The sequence below is a fragment of the Microbacterium meiriae genome (assembly GCF_040686935.1).
Classification (GTDB): domain Bacteria; phylum Actinomycetota; class Actinomycetes; order Actinomycetales; family Microbacteriaceae; genus Microbacterium; species Microbacterium meiriae.
Map to the genome: position 1 here is coordinate 267477 of NZ_JBFBMF010000003.1, position 20456 is coordinate 287932.

Sequence of the window (20456 nt, forward strand, 5' to 3'; positions counted from 1 at the left end):
TCCCCGGATCGGGGGATTTCGGGACGCGACCGGTACTTCATCCCCCGCATCCCCCGACGACGAAGGAGTTGCAGATGGCTGAGATCACCCGCGACGTGCTGATCGTGGGCGCCGGAGCCGCAGGGCTCACGGCGGCCAACGACCTGCGGAAGGCCGGGCTGTCGGTCGCCGTGCTGGAGGCCCGCGACCGCGTGGGTGGCCGCCTGTGGACCGACGTGATCGACGGCGCCATGCTGGAGATCGGCGGCCAGTGGGTCTCGCCCGACCAGGACGCGCTCAAGGACACGATCGAGGAGCTGGGGCTCGAGACCTACAGCCGGTACCGCGAGGGCGACAGCGTCTACGTCGGCCCGGACGGGCAGGCCCACCGCTTCACGGGCGAGATGTTCCCGGTGTCGGCGGAGACCGAGGCCGTGATCGCGCGCATCACCGGCATCCTCGACGCCCTCGTCGCCGAGATCGACCCGGACAAGCCGTGGGAGCACCCGAACGCGGCCGAGTGGGACTCGATCTCCTGGGACGCCTGGCTGCGCTCGCAGACCGACGACGACGAAGCCGTGCGCAACCTCGCCTTCGCCACCGGCTCGGCGATGCTGACCAAGCCGACCCACGCCTTCTCGCTGCTGCAGTCGCTGCTCATGGCTGCCTCGGCCGGCTCGTACTCGAACCTCGTCGACGCCGACTTCATCCTCGACAAGCGCGTCGTGGGAGGGCTCCAGCAGGTGCCGCTGCGCCTCGCCGAGCGACTGGGCGAGGACGTACTGCTGAACCAGCCCGTCCGCAGCCTGGAGTGGTCGGATGACGGGGTCGTGGCGACCACCGACGACCTCACGGTGCGGGCGCGGTACGCGATCCTCGCGCACGCCCCCATCCTCTACAACCGCATCTCCTTCGTCCCGCCGCTGCCGCGTCGGCAGCACCAGCTGCACCAGCACCTCTCGATGGGCTTCGTCATCAAGGTGCACGCCGTCTACGACCGCCCGTTCTGGCGCGAGCAGGGCCTGAGCGGCACGGCGTTCAGCCCGTACGAGCTTTCGCACGAGGCCTACGACAACAGCAACCACGGCGACGAGCGCGGCACTCTGGTCGGCTTCGTGTCCGATGCGAACGCCGACGGCGTGTTCGAGCTGTCCGCCGAGGACCGCAAGGAGCGCATCCTCGAGTCGCTGTCGCACTACTACGGTCCCGAGGCGAAGAACCCGGTCGTGTACTACGAGAGCGACTGGGGCAGCGAGGAGTGGACGCGTGGCGCCTACGCCGCGAGCTTCGACCTGGGCGGCCTGCACCGCTACGGCGCCGACCTGCGCACGCCCGTCGGACCGATCCACTTCGCCTGCAGCGACATGGCGGGAGCGGGTTACCAGCACGTCGACGGGGCGATCCGCATGGGCCACTTCGTCGCGGCGAACATCGTCGACGCCCGCCGCGAGGCCGGCGCTCCCGAGAGCATCGGCTGATGACCGGCTCGGTCGTCGTCGGCTACACGGCGACGGATGCGGGGGCGGACGCGGCGGCGCTGGGCGCACGTCTGGCGCGCAGCATCGGTGCGACCCTCCACCTCGTGATCGTGCTGCCGACCGAGGGCACCCGGAGCGCCGCCGTGCCACCGGAGCGCGCCTATGAGGACGTCATCCGGAAGCAGGCGCGGAGCTGGCTGCAGGACGCGGTCGTGCGTCTCCCGCAGGAGCTCGTGCGCAGCGGCCATGTGCGGTTCTCCGAGTCGTTCGCCGAGGGGCTCATCGCCGCCGGCGAGGAGTTCGACGCCAGCGTCATCGTGATCGGCACGGCCGGCGGCGGCCTCTTCGGCCGACATCGCCTGGGCAGCGTCGCATCGGAGCTGCTGCACTCCTCGCCGATCCCGGTGGCCCTCGCACCCTCCGGGCTCGCCCAGCAGGACGACCACGTGCTTCCGCGCGTCACCGTCGCCGTCGGCACGCGTCCCGGCGCGGAGGGCGTGCTCGACCAGGCCGTCGCCCTCGCCGGCGCGGCCGAGGTGAGCCTCCGGCTGGTGTCGCTCGTGCCGTTCGACGTGCCGCCGGGACTCGACACCGGCGCGATCCGCCTCGCCGGCAGCGAGCACGCGCACCAGGTGCTGGCCGTGGCGGCCGAGCGCCTGCCGGACGGCCTCGGCGCCGTCGTCGAGGAGGCGCCGGGCGAGACGGTGGAGGACGCCGTCGCCGGACTCTCCTGGCTCCCCGGCGAGGTCGTCCTCGTCGGCTCCAGCCGTCTGGCGCAGCCACGCCGTCTCTTCCTGGGCTCCACGGCGGCGAAGATGCTGCACGAGCTGCCCGTCCCCATGATCGTCGTCCCGCGCACCCGCATCGAAGCAGGAGACCGCTGATGAGCAGCACCAACCGGGCGACGGAGCCCGCATCCGGCGTCACGACCGGAATCTCGACGAAGGGCCTGAGCGCCGGCACCGTCGGCCTGATCGGCGCCGTCGTGATCGGCATCTCGTGCATCGCCCCCGCCTACACGTTCACGGCCGCCGTCGGCCCCACCGCGTCCGAGGTGGGCGCGCAGATCCCGGCGATCATCCTCGTCGGCTTCATCCCGATGCTCCTCGTGGCCTTCGGCTACCGCGAGCTCAACAACCGCATGCCCGACTCCGGCACGTCCTTCACCTGGGCCGCCAGGGCGTTCGGGCCGTGGGTGGGCTGGATGGCCGGCTGGGGCCTCGTGGTCGCCACGATCCTCGTGCTCTCCAACCTCGCCGGCGTCGCGGTCGACTTCCTGTTCCTGCTGCTGTCGCAGATCACGGGCAACGCCGAGATCGCCGATCTCGCCGGCGTGACATGGATCAACATCGGCGTGTGCCTGCTCTTCATGCTCGGGGCGACGTGGGTGTCGTACCGGGACATGCAGACCACGCAGAAGCTGCAGTACTGGCTGGTCGGATTCCAGATCCTCGTGCTCGTGTTCTTCGCGGTCGCCGCGATCGTGCAGGCCGTGGGCGGCAACGGCTTCGACTACCAGCCGTTCGACCTCAACTGGTTCAACCCGTTCGCGATCTCGTCGTTCAGCGCGGTCGCCGCCGGTCTGTCGCTGTCGATCTTCATCTTCTGGGGCTGGGACGTCACCCTCACCATGAACGAGGAGACGAAGGACCCGGAGAAGACCCCGGGTCGCGCGGCCACCGTCACGGTGCTCACGATCGTCTCGCTCTACCTGCTCCTCGCCGTCGCGATGATCATGTTCGCGGGCGTCGGCACGGGGGAGCTCGGCCTCGGCAACGGCGACATCCAGGAGAACGTGTTCTTCCACCTCTCCGGGCCGATCCTCGGGCCGCTCGCGTTCCTCGTGTCGCTCGCGGTGCTCACGAGCTCGGCGTCGTCGCTGCAGTCGACGTTCGTCGGTCCGGCACGCACCCTGCTCGCGATGGGTCACTACGGCGCGCTGCCGAAGTCGTTCGCGAAGGTGAGCCCCCGGTTCTTCACCCCGGGCTACGCCACCATCGTGTCGGCCATCGTGGCCTCCGCGTTCTACGCCGTGATGCGCGTGGTCAGCGAGGACACCCTATGGGACACGATCCTCACGCTCGGCATGATGATCTGCTTCTACTACGGGATCACGGCGTTCGCCTGCGTCTGGTACTTCCGCAAGCAGTGGTTCGACTCGGCGCGGAACGTCTTCTTCACCTTCCTGTTCCCGCTGGTGGGCGGCATCATCCTGGCGATCCTGTTCTTCACCACGCTGATCGACTCCATGGACCCGGCCTACGGCTCCGGGTCGGAGATCGGCGGCATCGGGATCGTCTTCATCCTCGGCATCCTCATCATCGTCGTCGGGATCGCCGTGATGATCTGGAACGCCATCCGCCGCCCGGCCTTCTTCCGCGGTGAGACGCTGGGTATGGACGCTCCGCCCAGCCGCCGTCGTCGTCCCACGTCCGTCTGAAAGAGAGAGAATCCATGAGCACTCAGAACGAGCAGGCGCTGCTCGACAGCATCCCCACCGGCCTCTTCATCGGCGGGGAGTGGATCGAGGGGGAGACCGGCGCGACCTTCGACGTCAAGGACCCCTCGACCAACCAGGTGATCCGCACGATCGCCGACGCCACCCCCGCGGACGGCATCCGGGCGCTCGACGTCGCCGTCGCCGCACAGGACGAGTGGGCCGCGACCGCGCCGCGCGTGCGCGGGGAGATCCTCCGCCGGGCGTTCGACCTCGTGCAGGAGCGCAAGGAGGACCTCGCGCTGCTGATGACGCTCGAGATGGGCAAGCCCCTCGCCGAGGCCCGCGGCGAGGTCGCCTACGGCGGCGAGTTCCTCCGCTGGTTCAGCGAGGAGGCTGTGCGCATCAGCGGCCGCTACGGCCTGAACCCCGAGGGAACCGGTCACATGATCGTGTCGCAGCGCCCCGTGGGGCCGTCGTTCTTCGTCACGCCGTGGAACTTCCCGTTCGCGATGGCCACGCGCAAGATCGCCCCGGCCCTCGCCGCCGGCTGCACCGTGGTGATCAAGCCCCCGGCACTCACGCCGCTCACGACCATCTTCTTCACGACGCTGCTCGAAGAGGCCGGTCTGCCCAAGGGTGTCGTCAACGTGGTGCAGACCTCGAAGTCGAGTGCCCTGTCGGCGCCGATCATCGCCGACCCGCGCCTGCGCAAGCTCTCCTTCACCGGATCGACCGAGGTCGGCCGCAAGCTCATCGCGCAGGCCGCCGAGGGCGTGCTCCGGGTGTCGATGGAGCTCGGCGGCAACGCCCCGTTCGTCGTGTTCGACGACGCGGACCTGGACAAGGCCGTGGAGGGTGCGCTGGCCGCGAAGTTCCGCAACATCGGTCAGGCCTGCACGGCGGCGAACCGCTTCATCGTGCACAAGGACGTCGCGGGCGAGTTCGCCAAGCGCGTCACCGAGCGCGTCAACGGCATGAAGATCGGTCGCGGCACGGAGGACGGCGTGGCGATCGGCCCGCTCATCGACGAGGACGCCGTGGCCAAGGCCGGCGAGCTCGTCGACGACGCCGTCGAGCGCGGCGCGACCCTGCTCGCGGGCGGCAAGGCGCTCGAGGGCACCGGCACGTTCTACGAGCCCACGGTCCTCACCGACGTCGTCCCCGGTTCCGCGATCCTCCGCGAGGAGATCTTCGGCCCGGTGCTCGCGATCGCGACCTTCGAGACGGAGGACGAGGCCGTGCGTCTCGCCAACGACACCGAGTACGGCCTGGTCTCCTACGTGTTCACCGAGAACCTGCAGCGCGGTCAGCGGATGATCGACGCGCTGGAGACGGGCATGATGGGTCTCAACGTGGGTGTCGTCTCGAATGCGGCGGCTCCCTTCGGCGGCGTCAAGCAGTCCGGCGTCGGCCGCGAGGGCGGCTTCGAGGGCATCCACGAATACCTGTCCACCAAGTACACGCTGATCCCGGTCTCCTGACCGGCACGGCAAGAGGAGGAGAGACATGACCGACTACGCCGTCGTCAACCCCGCCACCGGCGAAACCCTGGCGTCGTACGACACGTTCACCGACGCGCAGATCGAGGAGGCCGTCGCCGCCGCGGACGAGGCCCACCGCGAGTGGTCGCGCTCCACCACGGTCGCCGACCGTGCAGCGCTTCTGCGCCGTGCGGCCGAGCTGCACCGCGAACGCCGCGAGGAGCTGGCCGACATCTTCGTGCGCGAGATGGGCAAGCCCCGGGAGGCCGCACTCGGCGAGGTCGACTTCGCCGCCGACATCGCCGAGTACTACGCGGACCAGGCCGAGGACATCATGGCCGACCAGCCCATCAAGATCCTCGGGGAGGGGTCGGCGATCATCCGCCGCTCCTCGCTGGGACCGCTCGTGGGCATCATGCCGTGGAACTTCCCGGCCTACCAGATCGTGCGCTTCGCGGCGCCGAACCTGATCGTCGGCAACACGATCCTGCTGAAGCCCGCGCCGCAGTGCCCGGAGTCGTCGAGCGCGATCGAGGCGATCTACCACGACGCCGGCTTCCCGAAGGGCGCGTACCAGAACGTGCTCGCGACGAACGACCAGATCGCGGCCATGATCGCGGACTGGCGGGTGCAGGGGGTGTCGCTGACCGGCTCCGAGCGCGCCGGCGCCGCGGTCGCCGAGGTCGCGGGGCGCAACCTCAAGAAGGTCGCGCTGGAGCTGGGCGGGTCCGACCCGTTCATCGTGCTCTCCACCGACGACCTCGACGCCACCGTGCAGGCGGGTGTCGACGCGCGGCTCGACAACAACGGTCAGGCCTGCAACGGCGCCAAGCGCTTCATCATCGTCGACGACCTCTACGACGCGTTCGTGGAGAAGTTCACGGCGGCGATGGCGGCCGTCGAGGCGACCGACCCCACGCTCGACGACACGGTCCTCGGCCCGGTCTCGTCGGAGGCGGCCGCGGAGAACCTGCAGAAGCAGATCGACACGGCGGTCGCCCAGGGTGCGACGCTGCTCACGGGCGGCACGCGCGACGGGGCGTTCTTCGCACCGACCGTGCTCGCCGACGTGACCCCGGAGATGGACGTCTACCGCGAGGAGCTGTTCGGTCCCGCGGCGGTCGTGTACCGCGTCGCGGACGAGGACGCGGCGGTCGCGCTGGCCAACGACACCACGTTCGGCCTCGGCTCCTACGTCTTCACGACGGACGAGGCGCAGGCGGAGCGGGTGGCCGACAGGATCGAGGCGGGCATGGTCTACGTGAACCTCGTGCTCGCCGACAGCCCGGAGCTCCCGTTCGGCGGCATCAAGCGCAGCGGCACTGCCCGCGAGCTGGGCCACCTCGCCGCCGACGAGTTCGTCAACAAGAAGCTGATCCGCGTCGGCTGATCGTCGACCCACCCCCTTGCGGCCGAGCGGCCCCCTTGCGTGCGTACGCAAGGGGGCCGCTCGCACGAGAGGGGCCGGGTCGACGGGGGTGCGCGTCGAGGGCGGACGAGGCACAATGGCGGCATGAGCGCGCACACGGATCCGGTCCAGACCCTCACCGCGGAGCAGAGCTGGGAGCACCTGCGCAGCCAGGAGCTCGGGCGGCTCGTGACCCGGGTCGGCGAGACCATCGACATCTTCCCCGTGAACTATGCCGTGGACGGCGAAGGCCTGCTGTTCCGCACCGCCCCCGGGAGCAAGCTGTTCGAGCTGACGGTCACCGCCGACGTGCTCTTCGAAGTCGACGACCACACGGACACCGCGGCCTGGAGTGTCATCGTGCGCGGACGTGCGGAAGCTCTGGAGACCGACGCCGACATCGAGCGGGCGGAGGCGGCGGGTCTGCGCCCGTGGATCCCGACCGACAAGCGCGTGTACGTGCGCATCGCGCCGACATCGGTCTCCGGCCGTGCGTTCCGGCGCGATCCCGAGCCCGACCGGCACGGGCCGCAGGAGTACTGAGCCCGGCCCGGGGAGGCCTCGGCGGGCGTAGGGTCGGGGTATGGCCAACGTCGCTGAGAACATCGTCAAGACTCTGAACGCCAACGGAGTCGACCGGGTCTACGGCATCCCGGGCGACTCCCTGAACGGACTCACGGACGCCCTCCGCAAGGACGGCCGGATCCGCTGGGTGCACGTGCGCCACGAGGAGTCCGCCGCCTTCGCCGCCGCGGCCGACGCCGGCACCACCGGGGACCTCGCCGTCGTGGCGGGTTCATGCGGCCCCGGCAACCTGCACCTCATCAACGGCCTGTACGACGCGCAGCGCTCCCGAGTGCCGGTGCTGGCCATCGCCGCCCACATCCCGACCGTCGAGATCGGCACCGGATACTTCCAGGAGACGCATCCGCAGGAGCTGTTCCGCGAGTGCAGCGTGTACGTCGAATACGTCGCGGACCCGTCGCAGATGCCGCGGCTGATGGAGATCGCCATGCGCGCGGCCATCGAGCAGCGCGGCGTCGCGGTCCTCGTGATCCCCGGTGATGTGGCGCTGTCCGAGATCGCGGATGACCGCGCCGTGGTGATCGAGCGCACGCGCCCGCTGATCCAGCCCAGCGGTCCGGAGCTGGAGAAGGCCGCGACCATGCTGAACGCGGCCAAGAAGGTCACCATCCTCGCCGGGGCCGGCGTGGAGGGCGCGCACGACGAGGTGATCGCGCTCGCCGACGCACTCGGTGCCCCCATCGTCCACGCGCTGCGCGGCAAGGAGTTCATCGAGTACGACAACCCGTTCGACGTCGGCATGACGGGGCTGCTCGGATTCGCGTCGGGCTATCGGGCGATGGAGGCGGCGGACACGCTCCTCGTCCTCGGCAGCGACTTCCCGTACGAGCAGTTCTACCCGGAGCACGCGACCACCATCCAGGTCGACATCCGCGGCTCGCAGCTCGGCAAGCGGCACCCGCTCGACCTCGGGCTCGTCGGCGACGTGAAGGCGACCGCCGAGGCCCTGCTGCCCCGTCTCGCCCGGAAGGACGACCGCGGCCACCTCGACGACGCCGTGGCCCACTACCGGAAGACGCGGAAGAAGCTCGACGAGCTCGCGGTGCCGGCGAAGGGCGCGCGCCCCATCCACCCGCAGTACCTGGCACGCCTGCTGGACGAGTACGCCGCCGACGACGCGATCTTCACCGCCGACGTGGGCTCGCCGACGGTCTGGGCCGCGCGCTACCTGTCCATGACCGAGGGACGCCGGCTGATCGGGTCGTTCACGCACGGCTCGATGGCGAACGCCCTGATGCACGGCATCGGCGCGCAGGTCGCCCATCCGGATCGTCAGGTCGTGGCGCTCGCCGGCGACGGCGGCCTCGCGATGATGCTCGGCGAGCTGCTCACGCTCACCCAGAACGGTCTCCCGGTCAAGACGATCGTGGTGAACAATTCATCGCTGAACTTCGTGGAGCTGGAGATGAAGGCCGCCGGCTTCGTCACCTACGGCACGGGGCTCGACAACCCGAGCTTCGCGGCGATCGCCGAGGCCATGGGCATCTTCGCCCGTCGGGTGGAGCGCAGCGAGGATCTGCCGGATGCGGTCCGTGAGGTCCTCGCGCACGACGGTCCCGCGCTGCTCGACGTCGTGACCGAGCGCCAGGAGCTGTCCATGCCGCCGGCGATCGAGGCCGCGCAGGTCAAGGGCTTCGCGCTCTACGCGATCCGCACGGTCATGTCGGGCCGCGGGGACGAGCTGCTCGACCTCGCACGGGCGAACTGGCGTCAGCTGTTCTGACGCGGCTCACCACCGCGACGACGCCGGCTCGGGACCCCCTGTGGATCCCGAGCCGGCGGCGTGTCAGCTCTCGACGAGGGCCCTGACCTCTGCGGCCTCGGCGTGCCGTCCCAGTGCCTCCAGCACATCGCCGAGCTCCAGTGCCGCGACCTGACGCAGCGGCGGGAAGCTCTCGGCATGGTCCAGGGCGCTCCGGTAGACGGGTACGGCGTCGGCCGGACGGTCGTTCTCCGCGAGGACGCGCCCCGCGAACAGTTCCGAGCTCCCGGCGGCGCCCTGATCCCCGAGCGCGGCGAAACCATCGGCGGCGGTGAGGGCGGCGGCGACGGACTCGTCGATCCGGCCGAGCTGGGCCAGGGCGCGGCCGCGGGAGTCGGTCACGTCCGCGAGCAGCCAGCCGGCTTCATGCTCCTGGGCGAGCGCGGCGACCTCGTCGAAGAGCGGGAAGGCGCGCTCGTCGCCGCGACCGCCGTAGGCCTGGCCGAGGCTGTGCAGCACCTCGGACAGCGCGCCGACGGCCTCGGGGGCGCGACGAGCGATCTCCGCTGCGCCCTCCAGCAGCCGCACGGCGTCGTCGTGCTCCTCGAAGCGGGCGAGGATCTTCGCCTGCTCCGTCATGGCCATGGCCTGGTCCGCGTGCGCCTCCGCCTGTCCGAACAACTCGGCGGCGTAGCCGTGTGCGCCGACCGCCTGGCCGAACTCTCCGGACTCGGCGAGAGACCGAGCGAGGAGAGAGGCGGTCATGGCACGGGAGCCGGCGGGCGTCTCGGCGTCCTCCTCGCGCTGGAGCACGTCGCCGAAGAGCTCCGCGGCCTCCTCGGCGTCTCCCGCGCGGAGCATCGCCCTGGCCAACCGGAAGTCCACGCCGGTGCGATCGCCGTCATCCTGCAGCCGAGCAGCCAGACGGTAGCGGGCGACGGCCTTCTCGGGCTCCTCGGCGTCCTCCCAGAGCGCGCCCGCGAGCACATGGGCGTCGGCGAGAGCCCGCGTGGCGCCGAGCTCGGCGAGCAGCCGGCACACCTCGTCGGCGTCCGTCGCCCCATCCTGGTACGCGCCCGTGCCACCCCGCACGCGGGCCCGAGTCTGCAGCGCGTGGGCCCGATGACCGGCGGACAGGTCGTCCTGGGCGAGGAAGCGGTCGAGGAGCGTGCGGCCGGCGTCGAGGTCGCCCTTGCTCAGCACGGCGCCGATCGCCACGAGGGTGGTCGTGTTGGACAGCCGGGTGTCCTCCGCCTCCGCGAACGAGCGGGCCGCGAGCTCGGCGAGGTCGAGGGCCGCGTCCGGCTCCTCGGCCCTGAGGTGCAGCGACGCGCGGCTGATGGCCAGGTCGCCGCGCGACCAGGCCGGCAGACGGTCGGCCGCGGCCAACTCCTCTTCGAGTGCCGCCATGGTCTCGTCGGTGTGCAGCCCGAAGGTCGCGAGCTTCAGACGCTCCTCGAGGTCGGCCTGCGCGTCGTTCCCTGCGGCCCGCAGGGCGGCGATCCGCTCGGGGAGGAGGCGCTCGGCCTCGTCCACGCGATCGAGCGCGACGAGGATGCCGAGGTGCATCGACAGGAGCTGCGCGCGCTGGGCGGGGTCGTCGACCTCCAGGGCGTGCGGGAGCGCGGCGAGGGTCTCCTGCTCGGCGCCGAACTGCGCGAGCTGCATCGCCCGCTCGTACCAGGCCTGCGGATCCGCCGGAGCGGTGGCCGGAGCCGGAGCGACGAACGCGTCGGAGCGGATCGGGACGTCGTAGCTCTCGTCGGCCAGAGCGCGCATCCGGGCGAGGCTGCGGGCGTGGCCGTCGGTGCCGTCCCGCTCGTCGAAGTCCGCGCCGATGCGCTCCGCCGTCGACCAGGCGGTCGCGGCGAGGTCGGCGGCGCTCCACGGGCCGTCGTGGGCCCCGAGCAGCGGCACGAGTGCAGGGGCGTCGGCACCGCGGACCGGGGTGTCGCCGTGGCCGGCGGCGGTGACGCGGTCGAGAGCGACCGCGAACGCCGTGAGGGCGGCGAAGTGCGCGTCGACGTTGAGGCCGTCGTGGGCGAGCCACGCGACGTGCTTCTCGATCAGGGCCAGCGCCCGCGCCTCGTTGCCGGTGATCGCGGCGAACACGATGTTGTTCGCCACGATGCGCAGGTTGTCGGGGTTGTCCTTGGCCAGTCGGTAGCTGCGCAGGTGCGCGGTCTTCGCATCTTCCGTGCGTCCGGCGCGGAGGTACGGGAGGAGGACGCGGGAGAGCGCGTGCTCCGGCTCCTCGCCGCAGGAGAAACCGCCCTCGATCATCTCCTCGACGAGCCGGATGGCGTCGGCGTCGCGATCGGTCTCCGCGAAGAATCCCGCGAACTGGCTGCGGCTGCACGCGTCGCAGTGGCTGTGCTCGTCGCGCGGCGTGGCCTCGAGCTGCACGCGGAGGGCTTCGGCGGCGTCGAACCGGCCGGCGTCCCAGGCGTCCTCGAAGCGGGCGGTCAGCACGCCGCTGAGGCCGAGTCCTGCGGCACGGTAGTGCGATTCCATGTCGTCGAGCACCGCGGCGATCTGCTCCTGCGAGAAGGCGGGGGAGGAGCGCAGCGAAGACGCCATCCACTTGAACTGCCACATCAGGTCGGCGCCGCCGTTGTCGAGGTCGGCGGGGAACCGCTGCGGGTCGGCGTCGTGATGCGCGAGGCACCAGGCGAAGGAGTTCAGCATGACGTCGGTGGCGCCGACCATGTTCGCCGACGCGGTGTGCCGCATCCGGGCTTCGTATTCCAGCCGTTCGTCGCCGATCTCGATGGCCAGCGCGACCGCCTCCGCCACGAGGGCCTGCTCCGCCGGGCCCCACGGGGTGCGATCGATCTCCTCGATGAGCTGCTGGAAGCGCTTCTTCGGACGTGCCATGGAGGGCCCTTCGGGTAGTCGGGGGGTGTCAGCGCGCGTCGAAGGGGAGAGTGTCCCCCTCGATACCGGCGGAGAGTGAGACGAGGTCGGAGAGGGCGCTGGTCATGAGCGCCCGATCGGCGTCCGAGAGGGGGTGGTGCCCCGCGAGAAGCGCCTGGATGTAGAGCAGCTGGACCGTGCGTGCGAAGACGGCGTCGTCCTCGACGCGGACGAGGGCCCGGACGACGCGGTTCGACCAGTTCAGGCACAGTCGCGCCGTGAGGTCGTCGTCCCGCGAAGAGGAGAGCGTCTGGTCGATCCGGTCGAGCACCCCGCCCCAGAGCGTGCTCGCGATGCCCTTGGTGCGCCCGCGGTCGATCGTCCGCAGCACCTCGGGGTCCGCCACGTACAGTCCGGTCAGCTCCGGGCGGTCGATCGCCCGGACGACCACGGCGCAGTCCGAGGACTGCAGGACGGCGCCGGCGCGGGACTCCAGCGCCATCGCGATGTCCCGGTCGTCGAGCGGCGGCGGGTCGAGGCGATCGAGCTCCCCGGTCACGTCGACTTTCTCGACCGTGACCTGCGGGTAGAGGTCGGGGAGCAGCCGGATCAGGTCGGCGTCGTAGAGGTAGCCGCCGTTGACGAGGACCTCGTCGGACGGCGAGATACCGGCTACCTGGCGGAACTCGTCGACCGTCTGGGCGTAGCGCACGTGCGGGTACCGCTCCACGAGCTCGCCGATCCGCAGCGTGCCGTGCGTGGTCTCCACCGTGAGCCAGCGGGTGATGAAGCGCGCGAGCTCCTCGTCGTGGCGCACCAGTGACTTGAGTCCGACCTCGTGCACGGCGACGAACTGGGCGAGGCGATGCGGTTCACGCAGTCCGAGTTCGAGCACCCAGCGGCGGATCCCGGCGCCGAGCTGTTCGCGGACGTGCTCCAGCGCCGTGTCCTCGACGAGGGATTCGCGGCTCGCGGTCGGTGCGAGGCCGGTGGAGTCGATGACGGCGCGCACGAAGAACGCCCAGTCGGGCAGCACGTCGTCGACGCGTTCCGACAGCAGCATGCGGCCCAGATACATGCGGGTCGCCTGCCGGGCGCCGGGCGGAGGAGCGAAGGGCAGGACGTATGCCAGGCCCTGCGTCCCGGTCGCCGGCTCGGTCAGCGGGATCACGTCCAGCGGCGCCGCACCGAGCAGGTCGCGGCCGTACTGCACGGCCGCTTCGACGTCGGCGGCGGGGTCGAGGAAGGGCGCCTCGCGGGTCACGTCGATGTCCCCGCCGGTCGCATCGATGGTCACCCGCACGGGCAGGAACTCCCCGAAAGTGGTCGCGAGCTCGTGCACGGCGGCCGGTCGCAGCAGCTCGTCGGCGTCGAAGCGCGGCACGAGGTGCACGCTGGTGCCGATCGGCAGGTCGTCATCGATCTCCGCGACCCGGAAGGTGCCGTCGGCGCTGCCCGTCCACTCCACCGCGGAGCCGCCTCTGGCGCTGCGGGAGCGGATGACGATGGTGTCGGCGACCATGAAGCAGCTCAGCAGCCCGATGCCGAACTGGCCGAGGAAGTCGCTCCGGGGGAGGTCGAAGATGTCCCGCTTGGAGCTGCGCCCGACGGTCGCGAGGAGATCGGCGACCTCGGCCGCGGTCAGCCCCACCCCGTCATCGCGGAGCACGAACTCGCCCGTCTGCGCGGTGAGCGGCGTGATGCGGATGCGGCCTCCGCCCCCGTCGACCTCGCCGCGCGCCGCGATCGCGTCCCGCGCGTTCTGGAGCAGTTCCCGCAGATAGACCCGGGGACTGGAGTAGATGTGCCTGCTGAGCAGGTCGACGACTCCGCGCAGATCCACCTGGAACTGCTGCACATCCCCACTCACATGCGTCCCTTCCTGCTTCGTCCGCCCGCCGAGCCTAGCAACAACGCGGGTTCCGCTTCCTGTTCGGCACCACGGGATCGATGCCGTATGCTTGGTGAGCAGTTGTTCTCTGCATTCTTTCGCCGTGCCTGGCGTCTTCGACATCGGCCGGTGGCAGGGTGGGGAGGGCATCCCCGAGATCTCCGGGTCTCTAGGGCGGTAGCTCAATTGGCAGAGCAGCGGTCTCCAAAACCGCAGGTTGCAGGTTCGATTCCTGTCCGCCCTGCGCGTCAGCGCACGCTGACACACGAAAGGTACATTCAGGATGGATCAGGACGAACCGCGCGGCGACGTCGTCGCGGCCGGCGCCACGCGCCAGAAGAAGGGCAACCCCTTCTCCCGGTTCTTCGGGGGCATCGCCCTGTTCATCCGCCAGGTCATCGCCGAACTGCGCAAGGTCGTCACCCCGACCCGCAAGGAGCTTTTCAAGTTCACGGGTGTGGTGCTCGTCTTCGTCCTGATCGTCATGGGCATCGTCTACGGTCTCGACTACGTCTTCGGGCTCCTGACGCACTACGTGTTCGGAATCCCTGGCTGATGACCCCCGCGGCATCGGCCGCAGCTATGGAGAAGAAGCAACGTGTCTGAACGATATTCCGACGACGCCGACTGGGCGACCGCCGCAGAGCAGTCCAGCGAGGAGGACGAGGCCCAGGAGGGCAACGTGCTCGCCGCCGAGGAGCTCTCGGTCACCTCTGCCGAGCATGTCGCGGTCCACGTCGAGGACGAGGACGGCGAGCAGGAGACGGAAGACATCGACATCGACATCGACGACCCGGAGGCGGACGCCATCGTGAACGACGCTCTGAACCTGGACGAAGCCGCGGAGTCCGAAGCCGCCGCCGAGGTCCTCAACGATTCCGTGGCCGAAGAGGTCGCGGAGCAGGAGGCCGAGGCCGCCGACGAGGTCACCCCCTACGAGGGGCCCGACGTCAACGGCGAGGACGACCGTCCGGCCGCCGAGTCCGACGAGGACGAGTCGGCTTCCGAGGAAGACCCGTACGAGGCCTTCCGCATGGACCTGCGCATGCTCCCCGGCAAGTGGTACGTCATCCACTCGTACGCCGGCTTCGAGCGCAAGGTCAAGGCGAACATCGAGCAGCGCAAGTCGACGCTCGAGGTCGAGGACGAGATCTACCAGGTCGAGGTCCCGATGGAGGACGTCGTCGAGATCAAGAACGGCCAGCGCAAGATGGTCACCCGCGTGCGCATCCCCGGCTACGTCCTGGTGCGCATGGAGCTCACGGAGGACACCTGGTCGGTCGTGCGGCATACCCCCGGCGTCACCGGCTTCGTCGGCAACGCCCACAACCCGACGCCGCTGCGCTTCGAAGAGGCCTTCAACATGCTGAAGTCCCTCGTCGAGGTCAAGGACGTCCCGACCGCCAAGAACATCGCGGCCAAGGGCGGCGTCGCCGTCGCCCGTCCGCTTCCCGCCGAGGTCGACTTCGAGGTCGGCGAGACCATCACGATCAAGGAGGGCTCGTTCGCGGGTCTTCCCGGCTCGATCAGCGAGATCAAGCCGGAGAGCGGCAAGCTCACGGTCCTCGTCTCGCTCTTCGAGCGCGAGACCCCGGTCGAGCTGTCGTTCGACCAGGTCACCAAGATGATCTGACCGCGGGTCACTGAGCCTGCCGAAGTGCACGAGAACGGCCGTCCCTTCCGGGGCGGCCGTTCTCTCTTCCCCGACCCACCCCGTTCCGTGCCTCCCGGCCCTTTGCGGACGCACGCACGGGGCCGGCTCGCACGCAAGGGGCCGGCTCGCGAGTGGGGGAATGATCAGGTAGACTTACGTGGTTTGTGCGATAGCCCGCTGGGGTCCCTGAGCTTGTCGAAGGGCGCGCAGACGACCACGGGCCGGAGAGGCCGGAGCCGTGGGAGAAGCGGATGCTCGCATCCGCCTCGAGGAAAGGAAAGAGAATGGCACCGAAGAAGAAGGTGACCGGCCTGATCAAGCTTCAGATCAACGCCGGTGCCGCCAACCCGGCGCCGCCGATCGGCCCCGCGCTCGGTCAGCATGGCGTCAACATCATGGAGTTCTGCAAGGCGTACAACGCCGCGACCGAGTCGCAGCGCGGCAACGTCATCCCCGTCGAGATCACCGTCTACGAGGACCGCAGCTTCACCTTCGTCCTGAAGACCCCGCCCGCGGCGGAGCTCATCAAGAAGGCCGCCGGCGTGCAGAAGGCTTCGGCCACCCCGCACACCGTCAAGGTCGGCAAGATCACCAAGGATCAGGTCCGTCAGATCGCCGAGCAGAAGCAGGCCGACCTGAACGCGAACGACATCGAGGCCGCCTCGAAGATCATCGCCGGCACCGCCCGTTCCATGGGCATCACGGTCGAGGGCTGAGGAGAATAATCATGGCTACCAAGTCCAAGGCTTACAAGGCTGCCGCCGAGAAGATCGAGGCAGACCGTTTCTACACGCCGTCCGAGGCCGTCGCGCTCGCGAAGGAGACCGGTTCGGCGAAGTTCGACTCGACCGTCGAGGTCGCGCTGAAGCTCGCCGTCGACCCGCGCAAGGCGGACCAGATGGTGCGCGGCACCGTCATCCTGCCCCACGGCACCGGTAAGACCGCCCGCGTCATCGTGTTCGCCACCGGCCCCGCGGCCGAGGCGGCGATCGCTGCCGGCGCCGATGAGGTCGGCGGCGCCGAGCTCATCCAGAAGGTCGCCGACGGCTGGACCAACTTCGACTCCGCGGTCTCGACCCCGGAGCTCATGGGCCAGGTCGGCCGTCTCGGCAAGGTGCTCGGTCCCCGTGGCCTGATGCCGAACCCGAAGACCGGCACCGTGACTCCGAACCCGGCCAAGGCCGTCGAGGAGATCAAGGGCGGAAAGATCGAGTTCCGCGTCGACAAGCACGCCAACGTGCACTTCGTCATCGGCAAGGCCTCGTTCTCGGCCGAGCAGCTGAACGAGAACATCGACGCCGCTCTCGAGGAGATCGTCCGCCTCAAGCCGTCCAGCGCCAAGGGCCGTTACATCCAGAAGGGTGCGGTGTCGACCACGTTCGGCCCCGGCATCCCGCTGGACGTCAACGCCATCTGACGCGTCGACGGGTTCGCACCTGTCGCACCGAACGCCCCCGGGTCCGCCCGGGGGCGTTCCGCGTTCCCGGGCCGCCCGCGACATCCGGCGTCATCCGATGCGGGGAACGCCCGGAGCGACGCGTACTGTGGGGGAGTTCCCGCGGTCGTCGCGTAAACTCGCACCCGCGCTTCTCACCCCAGGAGGGTCCATGTCCCGTCGTCTCATCGCCGTCACCGCACTCGTCGTCGCCGCTGCCGCCCTGACCGCGTGCAGCGGTTCGAGCACGCCCGCGAGCACGGACGGCGAGAGCGCCGCGGGCTCCGACTTCGGCCTGGTGAAGGACGGCACGCTGACGGTCGCGACCGAGGGCACCTACCGTCCGTTCAGCTTCCACGGCGACGGCGGCTCCGGCGACCTCACCGGCTACGACGTCGAGATCATCCAGGCCGTCGCCGACGAGCTCGGTCTGAAGGTCGAGTTCCAGGAGACCCAGTGGGACGCGATCTTCGCGGGGCTCGACGCGGGCCGCTTCGACGTGATCGCGAACCAGGTGTCGATCAACGACGAACGCGAGGCCAAGTACCTCTTCAGCACCCCGTACACGGTGTCGCCCGGCGTGATCGTGGTCAAGGAGGACGATGATTCCATCTCGTCGTTCGACGACCTCGAGGGCAAGACGACGGCGCAGTCCCTCACGAGCAACTGGTACGAGCTGGCCACCGAGTCCGGCGCCAAGGTCGAGGGCGTCGAGGGCTGGGCGCAGGCCGTGGAGCTCCTCCGCCAGGGCCGGGTGGACGCCACCGTCAACGACAAGCTGACCTTCCTCGACTACGAGACGACCAACAGCCCGACCGGCCTGAAGATCGCCGCGGAGACCGACGACGCCGGCGAGCAGGCCTTCGTGTTCACGAAGGACAAGGAGGCGCTCGTCGATGCGGTCGACGAGGCGCTCGACACGCTCCGTGCCGACGGCACACTGGCCGAGATCAGCGAGAAGTACTTCGGCGAGGACGTCTCGCAGTAGGCGATGCAGAATCCCTGGGAGCTCTTCTTCTCCTCGCTCGGGCCGATCGCCTGGGCGGGGCTGACGGCGACGATCCCGCTCGCCCTGGTGTCGTTCGTCCTGGGGCTCGTGATCGCGATCGGCATGGCGCTGATGCGGATCTCGGTGCACCCGGTGGTGTCCGGCGTCGCGCGGTTCTACATCTCGGTGATCCGCGGCACGCCGATGCTCGTGCAGCTCTTCGTGATCTTCTACGGCCTGCCGTCCGTCGGGGTGACCCTCGATCCGTGGCCGAGCGCCATCATCGCGCTCTCGCTCAACGTCGGCGGCTACGGAGCCGAGGTCGTGCGGGCGGCGATCCTCTCGGTGCCGAAGGGGCAGTGGGAGGCCGCGTACACGGTCGGCATGAACCGCACCCGCACGCTGACCCGCATCATCCTGCCGCAGGCCGCCCGGGTCTCGGTGCCGCCTTTGTCCAACACGTTCATCTCGCTCGTGAAGGACACCTCCCTCACCTCGCTGATCCTCGTGACGGAGCTGTTCAAGGTGGCGCAGCAGATCGCCTCCACCACGCTCGAGTTCATGGTGCTGTACCTGGCCGCGGCGCTGGTCTACTGGGTGATCTGCCTGGTGCTCTCCTTCGGGCAGAGCGCCCTGGAGAGGAGGCTCGACAGTCGTGTCGCGCACTGACCCCACGGCCGAACCGCTGCTCACCGCACGCGGGCTGCACAAGAGTTTCGGCACCACCGAGGTGCTCCGCGGCTTCGACCTCACATTGCATCGGGGCGAGGTCGTGGTGCTCATCGGGCCCAGCGGCTCGGGCAAGACGACCGTCCTGCGCGCCCTGAACGGGTTGGAGACGGCGGACGCGGGGACCATCGTGATGGCCGGGGGACCGGAGATCGACTTCGCACCGGAGGTGCGCCCGAAACCGCGCGTGGAGAAGCAGCAGCGGCTGGCGCTGCGTGACCGGTCGGCGATGGTGTTCCAGCACCACAACCTGTTCCCGCACCTGACCGTGCTGGAGAACGTCATCGAAGGGCCGTGGCGGGTGCAGGGCCGTCCGAAGACCGAGGTCGTCGCCGAGGCCCAGGCGCTGCTCGCCCGGGTCGGCCTCGCCGACAAGGCGGACGCGCGGCCGCATCAGCTCTCCGGAGGGCAGCAGCAGCGGGTCGGCATCGTGCGGGCGCTGGCCCTGCAACCGGACCTGCTGCTGTTCGACGAGCCGATGAGCGCCCTCGATCCGGAGCTGGTCGGCGAGGTGCTGCTCGTCATCAAGGAGCTCGCCGATGAGGGATGGACGATGGCCGTCGTCACCCACGAGCTGAGCTTCGCCCGCGAAGCCGCAGATTACGTGCTCTTCCTGGACGGCGGCGTCGTCGTGGAGCAGGGGCCGCCTGCTCAGCTGTTCAGCGCCCCGCAGCATGAGCGCACGCAACGGTTCCTCACGCGCATCCTCCGTCCGCTCGACGGCGCCTGAGCCCTCGACCCCGAGGGCGATCGGTGGCAGGATGCGGTGCGTGGGCACCATCGACGACTACCTGACCGACCTCGACGCGGCGGACCGCGCAGTGATCGATCGCGTGTACGCGATCGCCACGGAGGAGGTGCCGGATGCGGAGCAGGGCAAGGGGTATGGGATGCCGGCGCTCGTGCTCGCCAGAAAGCCTCTGCTCTCGGTGATGCGTGCGAAGAAGCACATCGGCGTCTACCCGTTCAGCCCCGAGGCGGTCGCTGCCGTGGCGGGCCTCCTCGACGGTCATCCCGATATCAGCGTCGACAAGGGGACGATCCGGTTCCAGCCGGAGCACCCGCTGCCGGAGGACGCGGTCCGGGCCCTCGTCCGGGCGCGGGTGGCGCAGATCGACGCGGCGTGAGTGGCTAGGCGTCCAGCACCGGGAGCACCAGGCTCACCGCCAACGTGATCATCACGACCGCGATCACCGCGTCGAGGACGCGCCAGGAGCGCGGGGTGCGCAGCCACCGTCCGAGGTAGCGGGCACCGAAGCCGAGGGCGGTGAACCAGAGGAGGCTCGCGATGACCGCCCCTGCCGCGAACAGCCATCGCTCGTCGCCGTGCGTCGCGGCGATCGAGCCGAGCATCAGCACCGTGTCGAGGTACACGTGCGGGTTCAGCCAGGTCAACGCCAGTGTCGTGAGGATCACCGGGGCGAGGCGGGTGCGGGTGAGGGTCCCGGTGCCACCGGACGCCTCGAGGACCGGAGCGTCGCCCCCGTCGACCACCAGCTCCTCGCCGCCACGCCAGGCCCGTCGCGCCGCGAGCAGCCCGTAGCCGAGGAGGAACAGCGCCCCTGCCCAGCGGGCAACGACGACGAGCCAGGGAGCGGCGGACAGCACGAAGCCGAGCCCGGCGACGCCGGCGATGATCAGCACGGCGTCGGAGAGGGCGCAGACGATCACGACGGCGAGGACGTGCTCGCGCCGGATGCCCTGTCGCAGCACGAACACGTTCTGCGCGCCGATCGCGACGATGAGCGACAGGCCGAGGCCGAGGCCGGCGAGAACGGTGAGCATGCATCGAGCCTAGGGATGCTGGCCATGAGGTGCAGCGAAGATTCC

The 20456-nt window shown here is 69.9% G+C and carries 18 protein-coding genes and 1 tRNA gene; 16 read left to right on the forward strand and 3 right to left on the reverse strand.

The window, feature by feature from the left end:
• Positions 1 to 74 precede the first annotated feature (74 nt).
• The 7 genes from AB0P08_RS11305 to poxB all read left to right on the forward strand — a co-directional run bounded on the left by AB0P08_RS11305 (position 75) and on the right by poxB (position 9094).
• Entirely contained in the window at positions 75 to 1457 is a 1383-nt protein-coding gene (locus tag AB0P08_RS11305; RefSeq protein WP_363589932.1) for a flavin monoamine oxidase family protein, read from the forward strand.
• Positions 1457 to 2341 (forward strand): universal stress protein, encoded by an 885-nt coding sequence (locus AB0P08_RS11310; protein ID WP_315637813.1) that lies wholly within the window; start codon positions 1457 to 1459, stop codon positions 2339 to 2341. Before AB0P08_RS11305 ends, AB0P08_RS11310 begins: the two co-directional genes overlap by 1 nt.
• Entirely contained in the window at positions 2341 to 3897 is a 1557-nt protein-coding gene (locus AB0P08_RS11315) for an APC family permease (RefSeq protein WP_025102346.1), read from the forward strand. Before AB0P08_RS11310 ends, AB0P08_RS11315 begins: the two co-directional genes overlap by 1 nt.
• A 14-nt stretch (positions 3898 to 3911) precedes the next feature.
• Entirely contained in the window at positions 3912 to 5378 is a 1467-nt protein-coding gene (locus AB0P08_RS11320) for an NAD-dependent succinate-semialdehyde dehydrogenase (RefSeq protein WP_363589933.1), read from the forward strand.
• Positions 5379 to 5403: 25 nt separating this feature from the next.
• Positions 5404 to 6768, forward strand: a complete 1365-nt coding sequence (locus AB0P08_RS11325) for an NAD-dependent succinate-semialdehyde dehydrogenase (protein WP_363589934.1) — start codon at positions 5404 to 5406, stop codon at positions 6766 to 6768.
• Positions 6769 to 6891: 123 nt separating this feature from the next.
• Complete coding sequence (locus tag AB0P08_RS11330) at positions 6892 to 7329, forward strand: pyridoxamine 5'-phosphate oxidase family protein (protein ID WP_363589935.1); 438 nt, start codon at positions 6892 to 6894, stop codon at positions 7327 to 7329.
• 40 nt (positions 7330 to 7369) lie between these two features.
• Complete coding sequence (gene poxB, locus AB0P08_RS11335; protein WP_315637816.1) at positions 7370 to 9094, forward strand: ubiquinone-dependent pyruvate dehydrogenase; 1725 nt, start codon at positions 7370 to 7372, stop codon at positions 9092 to 9094.
• Between the two features lie 63 nt (positions 9095 to 9157).
• On the opposite strand, the gene AB0P08_RS11340 is transcribed toward poxB, so the two are convergent.
• The gene (locus AB0P08_RS11340; protein ID WP_363589936.1) at positions 9158 to 11950 is read right to left on the reverse strand and encodes a tetratricopeptide repeat protein; all 2793 of its coding nucleotides are present in this window, start codon (positions 11948 to 11950) and stop codon (positions 9158 to 9160) included.
• Between the two features lie 28 nt (positions 11951 to 11978).
• The gene (locus AB0P08_RS11345) at positions 11979 to 13799 is read right to left on the reverse strand and encodes an HSP90 family protein (RefSeq protein ID WP_363589937.1); all 1821 of its coding nucleotides are present in this window, start codon (positions 13797 to 13799) and stop codon (positions 11979 to 11981) included.
• Between the two features lie 192 nt (positions 13800 to 13991).
• Between AB0P08_RS11345 and AB0P08_RS11350 the strand changes: the two genes are divergently transcribed.
• The 9 genes from AB0P08_RS11350 to AB0P08_RS11390 all read left to right on the forward strand — a co-directional run bounded on the left by AB0P08_RS11350 (position 13992) and on the right by AB0P08_RS11390 (position 19753).
• Positions 13992 to 14064 (forward strand) — tRNA-Trp (locus tag AB0P08_RS11350).
• Between the two features lie 39 nt (positions 14065 to 14103).
• Complete coding sequence (gene secE, locus AB0P08_RS11355; RefSeq protein ID WP_025102339.1) at positions 14104 to 14376, forward strand: preprotein translocase subunit SecE; 273 nt, start codon at positions 14104 to 14106, stop codon at positions 14374 to 14376.
• A 42-nt stretch (positions 14377 to 14418) separates the two neighbouring features.
• Entirely contained in the window at positions 14419 to 15453 is a 1035-nt protein-coding gene (nusG, locus tag AB0P08_RS11360) for a transcription termination/antitermination protein NusG (RefSeq protein WP_025102338.1), read from the forward strand.
• Between the two features lie 305 nt (positions 15454 to 15758).
• Positions 15759 to 16190, forward strand: coding sequence for a 50S ribosomal protein L11 (rplK, locus tag AB0P08_RS11365; protein WP_025102337.1), 432 nt, complete (start codon positions 15759 to 15761; stop codon positions 16188 to 16190).
• An 11-nt stretch (positions 16191 to 16201) separates the two neighbouring features.
• On the forward strand, positions 16202 to 16891 hold the full coding sequence (gene rplA, locus AB0P08_RS11370; RefSeq protein ID WP_025102336.1) for a 50S ribosomal protein L1: 690 nt from the start codon (positions 16202 to 16204) through the stop codon (positions 16889 to 16891).
• A gap of 190 nt (positions 16892 to 17081) precedes the next feature.
• On the forward strand, positions 17082 to 17897 hold the full coding sequence (locus AB0P08_RS11375; RefSeq protein ID WP_187662192.1) for an amino acid ABC transporter substrate-binding protein: 816 nt from the start codon (positions 17082 to 17084) through the stop codon (positions 17895 to 17897).
• 3 nt (positions 17898 to 17900) lie between these two features.
• On the forward strand, positions 17901 to 18566 hold the full coding sequence (locus AB0P08_RS11380; protein ID WP_363589938.1) for an amino acid ABC transporter permease: 666 nt from the start codon (positions 17901 to 17903) through the stop codon (positions 18564 to 18566).
• On the forward strand, positions 18553 to 19356 hold the full coding sequence (locus AB0P08_RS11385) for an amino acid ABC transporter ATP-binding protein (protein ID WP_363589939.1): 804 nt from the start codon (positions 18553 to 18555) through the stop codon (positions 19354 to 19356). The genes AB0P08_RS11380 and AB0P08_RS11385 overlap by 14 nt, the downstream gene beginning before the upstream one ends.
• A 31-nt stretch (positions 19357 to 19387) precedes the next feature.
• Complete coding sequence (locus AB0P08_RS11390; protein ID WP_363589940.1) at positions 19388 to 19753, forward strand: iron chaperone; 366 nt, start codon at positions 19388 to 19390, stop codon at positions 19751 to 19753.
• 4 nt (positions 19754 to 19757) lie between these two features.
• Here the strand turns inward: AB0P08_RS11390 and lysE are convergent, their stop codons facing one another.
• The gene (gene lysE / locus AB0P08_RS11395; protein WP_363589941.1) at positions 19758 to 20411 is read right to left on the reverse strand and encodes an L-lysine exporter; all 654 of its coding nucleotides are present in this window, start codon (positions 20409 to 20411) and stop codon (positions 19758 to 19760) included.
• Between the last annotated feature and the right edge of the window lie 45 nt (positions 20412 to 20456).